Genomic DNA, 15,421 nt, shown 5'->3' with positions numbered 1-15,421 from the left:
CTAAAATCTAAAATCTAAAATCTAAAATCTAAAATCTAAAATCTAAAATCTAAAATCTAAAATCTAAAATCTAAAATTTAAAATTAATACAAAGCAGGAAACTTAGAAGGATTCACTTCATGCATCATAGCATAAACTTTCTCGTAGATATCTTCTGCAGAAGGTTTAGAGAAATAATCACCGTCAGTTCCGTAAGCAGGTCTGTGCGCTTTTGCTGCTAAAGTTTGCGGTTTGCTGTCTAAATATTTGTAAGCGTCTTGCTCTTCTAAAATCTGCTGTAAAATAAAAGCCGAAGCTCCTCCAGGAACATCCTCGTCGATTACTAAAAGACGATTTGTTTTGGCAACACTTTTCACAATATCTTTACTCACGTCAAACGGAAGTAATGATTGAATGTCAATAACCTCACAATCAATTCCTTTTTCAGCCAATTCATTAGCCGCTTGCATAACCAATCTTAAAGTTGATCCGTAAGAAACTAAAGTGATATCAGAACCTTTTCTTAAAGTTTCCACAACACCAATTGGTGTTTTGAATTCACCAAAGTTCAAAGGCGTTTTTTCTTTTAAACGGTATCCATTCAAACATTCGATAACCAAAGCAGGTTCGTCACATTCTAACAAAGTGTTATAAAAACCTGCAGCTTGTGTCATATCTCTCGGAACCAAAACGTGAATTCCGCGAATCGCATTGATAATCATTCCCATTGGCGAACCAGAATGCCAGATTCCTTCCAAACGGTGTCCACGAGTTCTAATGATTAACGGTGCTTTTTGTTTTCCAACCGTTCTATATTGTAAAGTAGCTAAATCGTCACTCATGATCTGAATAGCATACAATAAATAATCTAAGTACTGAATTTCAGCAATTGGGCGTAAACCTCTTAAAGCCATTCCAATTCCCTGACCAATGATAGTCGCTTCACGAATTCCGACATCGGCAACACGAAGTTCTCCGTATTTTTCCTGCATGCCTTCTAGGCCTTGATTTACGTCTCCGATGTTTCCAACATCTTCACCAAAAATTAAAGTTTCCGGATATTTAGCAAATAAAGCGTCAAAGTTATCACGCAAAATCATTCTTCCATCCAAATCTGGTTTTGCATTTTCTGCATATTCTGGAAGAACTTTTTCTACAGAAAACACATTTTGAGCAGATTCAGAATGCAGATTACTGCTGAATTTTTCCTGAGTTTCACTCAAGAATTTCGTAATCCAATTCGATAAAAGAACTTTGCTGTTTGGAACTTCAATAAAACGAAGAATCTTTCTGGCATAAACTAAAAGTTCCTTTTTTAAAGGCGCTTTAATCGCTGCCAATTCAGAAATTAATTTTTTGATTCTTTCTTTATGATTGATGCTTGCTTCAGCAATTTGCTCCAATAATTCTAAAAGATTTTTTTGATCTTCAATAATCGGATTAATAAAAGCGTTCCAAGCCTCTTTTTTAGCTTCTAAAACTTCTTTCTTTAATTGGAAATCAAGTTCTGCCAGTTCTTCTGGAGAAGCAATATTAATAGCGATCATCCATAAACGCATTTGGCGAATACAGTCATAATCTCTCTCCCAAGCCAATCTTTCTGCACTTTTGTAACGTTCGTGAGAACCAGAAGTAGAGTGGCCTTGTGGTTGTGTCAATTCGTTTACGTGAATTAAAACGGGTATATGTTCTTCGCGTGCAATTGCTCCAGCTCTTTCATAAGTCGAAACCAATTCGGCATAATCCCAGCCTTTTACTCTAAAGATTTCGTAACCTTTAGAATCTTCATCGCGCTGATATCCTTTTAAAATTTCAGAAATATTTTCTTTAGTAGTCTGATGTTTAGCATGAACAGAAATTCCGTATTCATCATCCCAAACGCTCATTACCATCGGAACCTGAAGAACTCCTGCAGCGTTTATGGTTTCAAAAAACAACCCTTCAGAAGTACTTGCGTTACCAATAGTTCCCCAAGCCACTTCATTTCCGTCAACAGAAAATTTATCTTTAATTGTGATTCCGTCAACGTTTCTATAAATTTTAGAAGCTTGAGCCAAACCTAATAATCTTGGCATTTGCCCTGCAGTTGGCGATATATCTGAACTTGAATTTTTTTGTTTCGTTAAATCTTTCCAAGATCCGTCTTCGTTTAAACTGTGCGTTACAAAGTGTCCGCCCATTTGTCTTCCCGCAGACATCGGATCAAAAGCTAGATCGGTATGACCATATAAACCGGCAAAAAACTGTTTGGCATCCAATTCACCAATAGCCATCATAAAAGTCTGATCGCGATAGTATCCAGAACGGAAATCTCCGTTTTTAAAAGCTTTTGCCATTGCCAGCTGCGGAACTTCTTTTCCGTCGCCAAAAATTCCAAATTTAGCCTTTCCTGTTAATACTTCTTTTCGACCTAAAAGACTACATTCACGGCTTGTTACAGCTATTCTGTAGTCATTCAATACCTCAGTTTTGAAATCTTCAAATGTCAGTGTAGTATTGTTTTTTTCTTTTATCATCATCTTGAAGGGGGTCATTGTTTATGACGCGAAATTACTTAAAAACAATCAATAATCATAATTCTTTGAAATAAATATAATTTAATTATTTCTATTCAAAACCAAAAAACTACGTATTTTATTTATGTTATTTTTACTTAAATTTTTATATTGTTGATAATTTCGCAAGTTTTTGTTTAATTTTTATTTGATTAAAACCATTTTCGAGTAAAAAGAGTAACTAATGTTCTTGGGGAGAAAGTGATTATAAATCGTATTTTTTCATTGTATCTAGGTTGTGATATTTCCCATCCATTATTAGAATAAACAGGAAAATAAAGTTCGAAATAGTCAGGAACCAAGTTTAAACGCACTCCAGTGTCATAAGCAAAGAACTCGCTTTGATGTTTGTTTTTTAAGAAACCAATGTCTCCATAAAGCTCTACCCAATTCCAAACCGCGTAACTCGCATTCAAAGTTGTCATCCATTGATTGGCGTACGATGGTTCAAGTTGTGATTTGAATCCTCCTTCTGCAATAACATACTGTTGGCTAAAAAAGCCAGTGCTTTCCGATCTTCCAAATAAATTATAATCAAATAAATAATCTGTCGGACGGTCTAAATTAAAACTAAAATAATCTGAGTTTGTTGTGTTGTACAAGAAACTTCCAACGTATAATCTTAAATTTAACTTTTTGTTGTTTTCAAATAACCTTCTGTATTCGATTTCTCCAGAAACTTTCCCGAATCCGCTAGAAAACTGCAAATCGGTCATAAAGTTAAAATGATCTATTAATTCTGTTCTTGTATTCGAATAACGGGCATTGAAAACAGAGTAATTAGGTGTTGAATTATCTGTTATATATTCGCTCGCTTCACGGTTTACGATAACCTGACGGAATAAAAACATCTGCTTTCTGTTGTCTCTGAAATCTTTTTCGCGAATGCGAAATTGCACCATCGGATTTAATCTCAAATAAGTCGCGTCTGGAGCATAATGAAAATAATTCTGGCTAATAGAATAACGAACATTATATAAAGTGCTATTTCTATAATACTGATTCCATGAAAAGGCAGATGAACCGGAAAGCGTTCCTGCTTTTATAGAATAGGCTGGATTAATGTCAAAATTAAAGGGTTTGTCTAAAATGGTCTTATTGCTAAAACGGATTCCTGGCGTGATACCGTCATAGTAATTGTAATTAAGCGTCGGAAGATACAGTATTTGATTATAGTCTGGATCTTCTAAATCTTTAGCAAAATTAAACTTTAAAGGACGATTCAGTGCAACATGTTTTAGCGATCTCCAGTTATTTCTCTGGTTGTATTCTGGAACTTCATTATCATAATTGATTACAATTTTGTCTGCGTTTTTTCGGCTGAAAGTATAAACAGAATCTTTTGTTTTTGGTTCAATCCATTCTTTAAAAACAACTTCTTTCTTTTTGATTCCGTAAATCGGAATAGGAGCGTAGATCCCAGTTTTATTTTTAACAGAGAAGGTTATGCTGTCTGGAGTTCTAGAAACATCAGAAAATTTATAGTCGATAATATCTCTCGAATCAATAATGGTTTTAAAGAACCAATCAATATCTTTTGGACTTTTTTGAATTAAGATTTTTTCAAAATCATAACGATTCGATTGTCCAATTTGGTTCAGGTTATAAAATTCTTTTACGCTATTCGGGACAATATCATGATTAAGATAATCGTCTAAATAGCTCAAACTTAACCCTGCGCGGTATTTACTCGCAATCTGTTCGTTAAACTTTATTAGCGTATTTTTCGGATCTCCAAGTGGCTGATCTAGATTTTTACGCGCCATCAGCATATAATAATAGCTGTATTGCTCGTTAAAAGTCAGATTAGTGATATTGTAAATTTTAAAAAGCTTCATGTCTGAAAGCTTGCCAAGCATTTTTTCATCCTGATGATGTTCTTCCATGTACTTCATCATCGAATAAATCTGAATGGCATCATAAACCCAATTGTCTTTTCTTGGATCTAAACGAAGACTGTTTTTGAGGTAATTATTTAAAAAAGTTTTTAAAAATTGAATCTCAAACATAAAGTCATCCTCAAACGGACTAATAAATGAAGGCAACTGATTTAAGCCATAAAACGGATTTCGGTCATAATCGGCTTGAGAAACCGTTATTTTTTCGTGCGGATATTTGCCAATAAATTTCTCCGCATAAGAAACCACACGATTGATGATAATCGCTTTCTGAATTTCGTCTATTTTTTTGTTTTTTAAATTCGTCTCAACCTGTAAAGAGCCATTATCATAGGTTCTAAAACCGTTTTGCTTTTCGATATAAAGACTAAAATCGGTTCTGTTTTTTCCAGAAAAAGAGTAAACGCTATAATTTTGATTGGTGATATCTTTGGAAACCGAATTTAAATCGGTCGTAATAGAATATTCGTTCGGAATTTTAATTTCAACTTCGTAATCGCTTACGGCATTTGCAATATCATCCAGATTGTAGTTGTTGTATTTTACAAAAAGCCCATTTTCAAAACGGGCAGGACTTATAAACCAATTTTTTAAAGCCATACCGCCGTTTTGATCAAAACCAAAATGAGTGAATTTGTCGTTTGGTATTTTGGCAATATAATTAAGATGCAAATCGATTTTTTCGTTCGGAAGCAATTTGCGGTTTAGTTTGACAATAATATAATCAGGATCCTGAGCGCTTCTTTCCCATTCCAGAGCCGAAAAATTAGTTTCGGTTAAACCAATAATGGTTGTTTTTCCTCTGTCTGCGGCTTTTGCCAAATGAAAACCTCTGTAAAATTCATCAGAAAAACGTTTAGCAAGTGGCGTGTTTTTGTCAGCAAAAGCATTATTCCAATCGTTTAAAACAATCGAAAGCAAAGTATCATTCGTAGTATTATGATACGTAATATCTTGTTTAATATTTAGTGTTTTTAGCTCAAGATTTACCGCCACTTCCATCTTAGACTGATGTTGTGCGGTTAGTTTTATCGAAAAGGATAAAGCTAAAAAGAGACAAATAATTTTATAAAGTGCTTTCAAATAATGGCTTAAAAAATTATCAGATATATTATGTTGCGGACATATTACGATTTCGGATTTTTGTAAAAATAGTATAAAAAAAGCTGTTTAAAAAAACAGCTTTCAATTTTTATATACTTACAGTAAAATTTAACCATATAAGTAATATAAGTTCATTAAACTCCTCATTTCTGAGTTAAATCTTAATTATACTTATATTGCTTATATGGTTTAAAAATTTAGAAATTCGGACTTAAATCGTATTTTTTATAGAATTTATCCAAAACGTCAACAACTTCATCTTCCGTGTCAACAATTTTAAACAGATCTAAATCGCCTGGACTTACCGTTTGCATTTTTTCTACCAAAACCGTTTTAACCCATTCAATCAATCCAGACCAGAATTCAACTCCAACTAAAATAATTGGGAATTTTCCAATTTTCTTAGTCTGAATCAAAGTGATCGCTTCAAACATTTCGTCTAGAGTTCCAAATCCTCCAGGCATCACCACAAATCCTTGCGAATATTTAACGAACATTACTTTTCTAACAAAGAAATAGTCAAAATTCAAGTTTTTATCGTGATCAATATACGGATTAAAATGCTGCTCAAACGGAAGCTCGATATTCAAACCAACTGAAGTTCCACCTCCCAAATGCGCACCTTTATTTCCAGCTTCCATAATTCCGGGACCACCTCCTGTAATCACACCGTAACCCGCTTTACTGATTTTGTAAGCGATTTTTTCAGCCAATAAATAGTACTTATCATCTGGTTTTGTTCTTGCAGATCCAAAAATCGAAACACACGGACCAATACGTCCCATTGCTTCGTAACCATTCACAAACTCAGACATAATTTTAAAAATTGCCCAGCTGTCATTGGTTTTAATTTCATTCCACGTTCTTTGTTTTAAACGGTCCTGAATTACTTTATCTTCATCATTATCAAAATCTTCTAATCTCATTTTAGGTATTTTAATTTATTATTCATTTATGTTTTTGGCGGATTTTATGAAGGAGCTGTTCCTACTGTCCGCTATAGTCCCGATTTAGAAAAACCAGGCTTTTTAGCCGTAGTTTTTGTTAATCGGGAAATCCCGCTCCCATCAGGGCTAGGGCATTCGACTTCAATCGAACTTTTGGTTCAATCGAAAGGTCATTATTTTAAAGCTTTGAATTTTTCAAAAAAAGCGGATACTAAATTAACGCTTTTTTCTAGAATTGTTATAGAAATGTATATTTATTAATTTAAATGTAACATTTGTTCGTGAAATAATTCTGCTTGTATTTCATTACCAATAGGTTAATAATTCAGTGATTTCTTTGCTTTTTGTAGAAATGACAAGCATCATGTAAAACACACAGTAACCGTAGAGTTTGTCATTTCGACGAAGGAGAAATCTTAGCAAGTAGCTCCATGTAGAAATTCGCCAATCTTTGTAGAGTTTCTAACGGAGATTTGCTTCGCCTATTCGCTATCGCTCGGGTTTCCTTCGTCGAAATGACAAAAATGCGGAAAAGAACTGTAGTTATATCTTAATTTTGTAGCGACGGATTTTAATCCGTCGAAACGGAATAGCACATGATCAAAGTAATCGTAGGTTCGACTAAATATAGGAACGCAGTTTATATAATCTTTGTCAAAGTTTTAAACTTTGCCAAAGATCTTTTATTACTCCAACTCTTTTTTCAAAAACTTAGCCGTATAACTCTTTTTATTCTTCGCAACTTCCTCAGGAGTTCCTTTAGCAACAAGCTGTCCTCCGCCTTTTCCACCTTCAGGACCAATATCGATAATGTAATCCGCAAGTTTAATTACATCCATATTATGCTCGATCACTAAGATCGTATTTCCTTTGTCAACCAATTTATTAATTACTTCCATTAAAACACGAATGTCTTCAAAGTGTAATCCTGTAGTTGGTTCGTCTAGAATATAAAATGTATTTCCAGTATCTTTTTTAGATAATTCTCCTGCCAGTTTAATACGCTGTGCTTCACCGCCAGATAATGTTGTACTCTGCTGACCAAGTGTGATATAACCTAAACCAACATCCTGAATCGTTTTGATTTTTCTGTAGATTTTCGGAATATTTTCGAAGAACGGAACAGCTTCATCAACCGTCATATCCAAAACATCTGAAATAGATTTTCCTTTATATCTGATTTCTAAAGTTTCTCTATTGAAACGTTTTCCTTGACAAGTTTCACATTCTACATAAACGTCTGGAAGAAAGTTCATTTCAATTGTTCTTACACCCGAACCTTCACAGGTTTCGCAACGTCCGCCTTTTACGTTGAAGCTAAAACGTCCCGCTTTATAACCACGAATCATACTTTCAGAAGTCATTGTAAACAGGTTTCTAATTTCAGTAAAAACCTCTGTATAAGTCGCTGGATTCGAACGCGGCGTTCTTCCAATCGGACTTTGGTCAATATCGATTACTTTGTCTATATGTTCTAAACCTTCAATCTTTTTATAAGGTTGCGGTTTTTTAACCCCATTAAAATAATAAGCATTTAAAATAGGGTAAAGAGTTTCATTAATCAAAGTCGATTTCCCGCTTCCAGAAACTCCTGTAACGCATGTCATTTGTCCAAGCGGAATCTCAATTGAAACATTTTTTAAGTTGTTTCCCGTGGCTCCAGTTAGTTTCAAGAATTTACCGTTTCCTTTTCTTCTTTCTTTCGGAATGTCAAATTTCATTTTACCATTCAAATATTGAGCAGTAATGGTATCTGAGGCTAAAGTTTCTTTTGGAGTTCCAATGCTGATGATTTCACCTCCATATTTTCCAGCCTTTGGACCAATATCAATTACATAATCTGCCGTTTCGATCATGTCTTTATCGTGTTCTACAACAATTACAGAATTTCCGATATCGCGCAATTGCTCTAGTGACTGAATCAGTTTTTCGTTATCTCTTTGGTGCAAACCAATGCTCGGTTCATCTAGAATATACAAAACTCCAACCAGTTGTGAACCAATTTGTGTTGCCAAACGAATACGCTGTGCCTCACCGCCAGAAAGCGATTTTGAACTTCGGCTTAAAGCCAAATAATTCAAACCAACATTCATCAAGAAGTTCAAACGGTCTTTGATTTCCTTTACAACTTCAGATGCAATTAAAAGCTGTTTGTCAGTCAAATGATTTTCTAAATCTAGAAACCACGCTGTCAAATCTGAAATATCCATATCACACAATTCGGTGATATTTTTTCCATTCACCCTAAAAAATAAGGCTTCTTTTTTAAGACGAGAACCTTCGCAAACTGGACATGGAATTTCGTCCATAAAGTCTTTTGCCCAGCGTTTTATAGAGGTTGTAGCACTTTCGTCGTATTGATTTTTGATGAAATTTGAAATTCCTTCAAAGTCAATTTTATATTCTCTTGTAACACCAAGATCTTTAGAATTGATAGAAAACTTGTCTTTTCCGCCATATAAAATCATGGTCAAAGCTTCTTCAGGAATTTTCTCGATTGCATCGGTTATTTTAAATCCGAATTTTTCTCCAATCGTTTCCAATTGTTTGAAAATCCATGAAGATTTATATTCGCCAAGAGGCGCAAAACCTCCAGCTTTAATAGATAATTTTGGATTCGGAATAATCTTTTTAACGTTGATTTCATGTACCGTTCCTAATCCGTTGCAATGCGGGCAGGCTCCTTTTGGAGAGTTAAACGAAAACAAATTCGGTTCTGGATTCTGATACGATATTCCTGTCGATGGGCACATTAAATTTCTACTGAAATAACGCACTTCATTAGAATCTTGATCCAAAATCATTAATACATCTTCACCATGATGCATCGCTGTATTAATGCTTTCTGCCAATCTTTTTTGAGTATCAGGATTATCTTCGATTACCATTCTGTCGACTACAATCTCGATATCGTGCGTTTTGTAACGGTCCAATTTCATTCCTGCAACCAAATCCTGAACTTCTCCGTTTACGCGAACTTTTAAGAAACCTTGTTTGGTAATCTGTTGGAACAATTCGGCGTAATGCCCTTTTCTGGCTTTAATAACAGGCGCCAGAATATTAATGCGTTTTCCGTTGTAATCCTGAATAATCAAATCTTTAATTTGCTCATCAGAATACGAAACCATTTTTTCGCCTGTATTATAACTGTAGGCATCTGCACCACGAGCGTACAAAAGCCTTAAGAAATCGTAAATTTCGGTAATGGTTCCAACTGTAGAACGCGGACTCTTACTCGTCGTTTTTTGTTCAATCGCAATTACGGGAGAAAGTCCGTCGATTTTATCAACATCAGGACGTTCTAAACCGCCAAGGAATTGTCTGGCATAAGCCGAGAAAGTTTCTACGTAACGGCGCTGTCCTTCAGCATAAATAGTATCAAATGCCAAAGATGATTTTCCAGAACCTGATAAACCGGTAATAACAACCAGTTTTTCACGCGGAATAGATATATCGATATTTTTTAGATTATGAACTCTTGCACCAAGAACTTCAATAGTATTGTCTTTATCTAGCATAATTTTGAGCAAAACGCAAAGTTACCACTTTGATTTGTTCTTTTAGTGCTCGATAGCAAAACTTTATGTTACAAATAATAACAAAAACGCTGATTTAATATCAGCGTTTTCTTTTTCTTGTTGCCATATATTCTTCGATGGCTTCTTTAGAGGTGTACCAAGTTCGTCCTTCTTTGTAAGCATCAATTTTACCGGTTCGGGCAAGCAGACTAATGTATTCTTGGCCATAAGGGCTTTCGGGCTCACTCACAATATTTACTATTGGCTGAAAATCATAACTGCTTCCAGGCATTGAATTTAAGTAAATATTGAGTGTGCGTTCTAAAGCCTGACACATCAAAAGAATTAGTTTTTGATAATTGCCATTGTTAGCCTGATTAAGCGCTTCGTAATATTTTTTACGGTCGTTTTTAAGAATAATGGCAGGCGGAAAGCCACAGCGCATTAATAGCAAATTCATACTTAAGCGAACTGTTCTTCCATTTCCATCAAAAAAAGGATGAATCCAAACTAGTTTATGATGGTAAATCGTTGCGAGTTCAATATCGTTTAAACCTAAAGGATTTGTATTGATAAAATCAATCAGTTCATCCAGATAATCTGAAACTTTATTGGCATTTGGAGGCATGAAATTAGCACCAGAAATTCTAACGCCACCATTTCGAATGCGTCCTGCAAAATCATCTTCAATAGATCGTAAAACCAAACCATGAATAGATAGAATATCGATGCTTCTTAGTTTGTAATCGTCGCTGACAATCGAGTATAAATAATCAATGGCTTTATAATGATTGTGTACTTCAAAATGCTCTCGAAGTGATTTTCCTTTAATTGTAATTCCTTCTTGAATAACCATTTGGGTTTCTCTTAAACTCATGGTATTTCCTTCAATACTATTAGAATTATATGTCCATTCTAAGGAAAGGCTTTCGCGAATTTTGTTCAAAGCGATGTTAGGCAGTGGTCTGCTGTTCTGCAAATCCTGTCTTTTTTGATACAATCTTTCAAAGGTTGATTCAAATTCTGTGCGGTATGTTAAATCGATATTCCACATGCCACAAAGATATGTCTTAATATCGGATAATTAAAATTTTTAACTTATCCGATATTAAGCTTATTCAATTGTCATAGAACGAAGTTTTGTTCTATAAGCTTCAAGTGCTATTGATTTGGAAATGAAGCCATAATATTTTCCATCTCTTAAAACAGGAAGAAACGCCGATTTTGAAGTTTCAAACTTTCGCATTACGATTTCCATGCTATCAAGTGTAGAAATTGTTGCTAATGGTGATTTCATAACATCTTTAATAGAGGTATATTTTACGCGGTAAGAGTTGAATATAATTTCTCGAATGTCATTAAAGTGAACCACTCCGACAAGATCTTTATCGTTATTGACAACTGCAAAAACCACCTGATTAGAATGTGAAATAAGATCGACTAATTTGCTTAAATTTTCATCAGGATGAACGGTTAAATAATCGCATTGAATGATAGTATCAATATCTAAAGTCGATAAAATATTAGAATCTTTATTGCTGGTAAAAGCATGTCCTTTTTTAACCAATCCTTTTACGTCAAGCGAATACTTTTCGTAACGTTTAGAAATAGCAAAACTGATGGAAGAAACAATCATAAGCGGAATCATTAATCCGTAACCTCCAGTAATTTCAGCAATTAAGAAAATAGCGGTAAGCGGAGCATGAAATAAACCGCTTAGAATTCCAGCCATTCCGACCATTGTGAAATTGGAAATTGGAAGTTTAGATAAACCCACTAACGTAACTAATTTAGAAAAGAAATACCCCAGATAAGAACCCAAGAATAGAGAAGGAGCGAAGTTACCTCCGTTTCCGCCGCTTCCAATGGTTAATCCAGAAGCAAAAACCTTAACCATCATAGTAGCTCCTACAAATAAAAGCAAAACCCATTGATTATTTCTAAAATCGGCAAATAAGGTGTTATCTAATATTTTTCCAGGATCTGCCTCAGAAAGTGTTCTAATGCTTTCGTAACCTTCACCAAATAAGGTCGGGAAAATAAAGATCAGTAACGCTAAAAGCGAAGAGCCAATTAAAGCCTTTTTGTATGGATTAATCTGCTGTTTGGCAAAATAATGTTCGACTTTCTGAAAATTTCTCGAGTAATAAATCGCGGCCAATCCAGTAAGAACCCCCAAAAGAACATAGAAAGGAATATTATGAAAATCGAAAGTTTCTTGCTTTTTGAAACTTAATAAAATGCTTTCGTCTAAGACAATAGCAGAAACCAAAGCACCTGTTGCGGCAGAAATCATAATAGGAGTAAAGGCAGAGATACTTACATCTACCAATAAAACCTCAATAGCAAAAAGTACTCCTGCAATTGGAGCGTTAAATGCTGCTGCGATTCCGGCAGCAACACCACAACCAATTAATAAAGTTCTGTCTTTGTATTGCAGTTTATAATTTTGAGCAAAATTGGAACCGAAAGCTGCTCCCGTTATCACAATCGGACTCTCCAAACCTGCAGAACCTCCTAAACCAACTGTCAAGGAACTCGTCACAATCTGCGCGTACATCTGCTTTTTCGGGATAATACTTGCTTTTTTGGCTACAGCATAAAGGATTTGTGAAGTTCCTTTTTGAATGGTACCGTTAAGGACTTTTTTTACCACTAAAACCGTTAATAAAATACCAATAATTGGCAGGATACTATTAATGAAGCTCAATTTTAGTATTCCGTTAATGTATGTGGCAAAAGAAAAAACGCTGTGTGCGAAGGCTTTAAGAACAATTACGGCAAAAGCACATGATATTCCGGTTAAAACACTAGATAAAAAAAGAAATTGTTTTGGAGTCATTAACGATTGTGCCAAAGCAATTATACTTTCTAGTCTTCTGAAATATTTTCTTATCATTATGTCTTAAAATTATCTGTTTTACAAAATTAGGGTATAATCTTAGATAATAAAAACTATAAACGATTAAAATCCAACTGCAGTATCATCTCCTCTAAAATCGGCTCCCGCTTCTAGTTTATTATCTGGAAGAACCAAGATAGCATCCACCTTTCCAATTATAGGTGTTGGTTTTTCGTTAATAATATAACTTTTAGCCTTAAGACGGTCTATGGTTTTAGTTTCGAAAGTATTGGGTTCAAAAGTAATCAAATCGGGCAGCCACTGATGATGAAAACGAGGAGCATTTACAGCTTCCTGCATGCTCAATTTATATTCGTAAACATTCAAAATAGTCTGCAACACAGAAGTAATAATGGTAGAGCCTCCTGGAGTTCCTACAACCATAAACAGTTTTCCGTCTTTTTCTACAATTGTTGGCGTCATAGAACTTAACATTCGCTTTTGGGGCGCAATACTGTTGGCTTCATTTCCAACTAAACCAAACATATTTGGAGATCCAGGTTTAGCACTAAAATCATCCATTTCATTATTTAAAAAGAAACCTAGTTCGTCGCAGTAATATTTAGAACCGTATCCGTCATTTAAGGTTGTTGTAGCCGCAATCGCATTTCCAAATTGATCTACAATCGAATAATGCGTTGTTTCTGTACTTTCGGCATAATTGACTTTTCCTTCTTTTATTTCGGTAGATAAAGTGGCTTTTTCAGGATTAAAACTCGCCATTCTTTCACGCAAATAATTTTCATCCAATAATTCTTTAACTGGAATTTTGACAAAATCTGGATCGCCTAAAAAATAACTTCTATCGGCATAAGCTCTTCTTTCTGCTTCTACAATAACCTGAATTGCATCTGCCGAATTATGTCCCATTTTAGCTAAATCATAAGGCTCGAGCATTTTTAAAATTTGAGCCAGACAAATTCCGCCACTGCTTGGAGGCGCCATCGAGGTTATTTTTAAATCTTTATAAGTAAACTGAAGCGGTTTTCTCCACTTGGCTTCGTATTTTGATAAATCTTGTAGCGTAATAATGCCGCCTTTTTCTTTAAGATAATGGACTAATATTTTTGCCGTTTCCCCTTTGTAGAATTCGTTTCTCCCTTTTTTCTGAATCCTTCTTAAAGTCTTAGCTAATGCAGGATATTTGATCGTGTCGTTTTCTTTGAAATTGCCTGATAACAGCGAATTTTCACCATTAATTTTCACAATGCTTTCATGATAATCTTTTAAGCTTTTCTCCTGTTTTTGGGTAACGATAACGCCTCTTTCTGCTAAAGCAATTACAGGCTCAAGAATTTTAGAAATAGGCATCGTTCCATACTTTTTATGTACAGCAAAAACGCCCGCAATTGTTCCCGGAACACCAATGGCAAGAGCTGTTTGGGTGCTTTTTCCTTTTATAACATTTCCTTCGCTGTCCAAAAACATGTCTTTTGTGGCTGCTAACGGTGCTTTTTCGCGATAATCTAAAGAACCGACTTCGCCATTTGCTTTTCTGTACACCATAAATCCGCCGCCGCCAATATTTCCTGCAAATGGGAAAGCAACTGCAAGAGCTAGTTCCGTTCCGACCATGGCATCAAAGGCATTTCCGCCTCTTTTCATAATGTCAGAACCAATTTTTGATGCTTCTTCGCGGGCAGAAACCACCATCGCTTTTGATACCACTAATCCCGTTGGTTTTGAAGCGATTTCTTGTGCATGACTGCTGTTTAGATATAAAAGTGCTATTAAAAATGTAATTTTTTTCATGGGCAATAAATTTTAAATACGGGCTTAAAGAGAAAGCAATTTTCCTTTGGCCTCTTCTCTCATTTCTTCAAAGAAAAGTGTAAATTCTTCTTCAAATTCATCATAAAATTCAATAAGCTCTTCAACAGCATATTGCATTTGCGAAATGTTTTTAGACCTTCTGTCCATTTGAGTCAGGATATTGTGAATTCCGTCAGTAGTTCGATAACTTAAAAGCCAGTTTCTTTCAATCATATACGGCATTAAACCCTGCGTTTTTTCGGTAAGAATATCGTAATTATCATGTAGCGAATGGTAAAAACGTTTCACAAAAAGCTCTAATTTTTCATCAGAATATTGAGTCCAGTTTTTGGCAAGAAAATGATCGTAAACAATATCTACAATAACCCCCGCATAATGATGGTAGCGATCGTGAAGGCGTTTGGTGCTTTTTCTAAAAATATCGTGAGAATCGGTATAGGTGTCTATGAATCGATGCAGTAAAATTCCTTTTTGAACATCTTCGGGAAAATGTTCGAAGTGCTTGCCGCGAATTCCGTCAGCCATAAAATTCCCGATTTTAATCAGATCATTTTCTCCAGAAAGGTATATGTGGGCTAAGAAATTCATGTTTTATTTTTAAGCTGCTAAGGTTCTGAGGTACTAAGAAACGAAGCTTATTATTGTAAATGTAATAAAACTTTTTTAAATGGTTTTGTTATATAAATTCAAAGTTGCTAAGCTACTAAGCTACTGCGCTGCTAAGGTTGTGAGAGGCTTAGAAGCT

8 protein-coding genes are annotated in these 15,421 nt (G+C 34.9%); all 8 read right to left on the bottom strand.

What is annotated here, in order from left to right:
- Window positions 1-83: 83 nt before the first annotated feature.
- The 8 genes from Q9Q97_RS20225 to Q9Q97_RS20190 all read right to left on the bottom strand — a co-directional run bounded on the left by Q9Q97_RS20225 (window position 84) and on the right by Q9Q97_RS20190 (window position 15,264).
- Entirely contained in the window at window positions 84-2,495 is a 2,412-nt protein-coding gene (locus Q9Q97_RS20225; RefSeq protein WP_306160440.1) for a thiamine pyrophosphate-dependent enzyme, read from the bottom strand.
- A 191-nt stretch (window positions 2,496-2,686) separates the two neighbouring features.
- Window positions 2,687-5,434, bottom strand: a complete 2,748-nt coding sequence (locus tag Q9Q97_RS20220) for an aminopeptidase (RefSeq protein ID WP_306160438.1) — start codon at window positions 5,432-5,434, stop codon at window positions 2,687-2,689.
- Between the two features lie 299 nt (window positions 5,435-5,733).
- Window positions 5,734-6,462, bottom strand: coding sequence for a TIGR00730 family Rossman fold protein (locus tag Q9Q97_RS20215; protein ID WP_306160434.1), 729 nt, complete (start codon window positions 6,460-6,462; stop codon window positions 5,734-5,736).
- A 707-nt stretch (window positions 6,463-7,169) separates the two neighbouring features.
- Window positions 7,170-10,001, bottom strand: coding sequence for an excinuclease ABC subunit UvrA (uvrA, locus tag Q9Q97_RS20210; RefSeq protein ID WP_306160432.1), 2,832 nt, complete (start codon window positions 9,999-10,001; stop codon window positions 7,170-7,172).
- 100 nt (window positions 10,002-10,101) lie between these two features.
- Window positions 10,102-11,055 (bottom strand): Fic family protein, encoded by a 954-nt coding sequence (locus Q9Q97_RS20205; protein ID WP_306160430.1) that lies wholly within the window; start codon window positions 11,053-11,055, stop codon window positions 10,102-10,104.
- Window positions 11,056-11,115: 60 nt separating this feature from the next.
- Window positions 11,116-12,900 carry a chloride channel protein gene (locus Q9Q97_RS20200; RefSeq protein WP_306160428.1) on the bottom strand — a complete coding sequence of 595 codons (1,785 nt, stop codon included), beginning with the start codon at window positions 12,898-12,900 and terminating at the stop codon, window positions 11,116-11,118.
- A gap of 66 nt (window positions 12,901-12,966) precedes the next feature.
- Window positions 12,967-14,655, bottom strand: coding sequence for a gamma-glutamyltransferase (gene ggt / locus Q9Q97_RS20195; RefSeq protein WP_306160426.1), 1,689 nt, complete (start codon window positions 14,653-14,655; stop codon window positions 12,967-12,969).
- A 24-nt stretch (window positions 14,656-14,679) separates the two neighbouring features.
- The gene (locus Q9Q97_RS20190; protein WP_306160425.1) at window positions 14,680-15,264 is read right to left on the bottom strand and encodes an ACP phosphodiesterase; all 585 of its coding nucleotides are present in this window, start codon (window positions 15,262-15,264) and stop codon (window positions 14,680-14,682) included.
- Between the last annotated feature and the right edge of the window lie 157 nt (window positions 15,265-15,421).

The organism is Flavobacterium sp. DG2-3 (genome assembly GCF_030730925.1).
Lineage (GTDB): Bacteria > Bacteroidota > Bacteroidia > Flavobacteriales > Flavobacteriaceae > Flavobacterium.
This window is presented reverse-complemented; position numbering and strand designations above follow the sequence as displayed.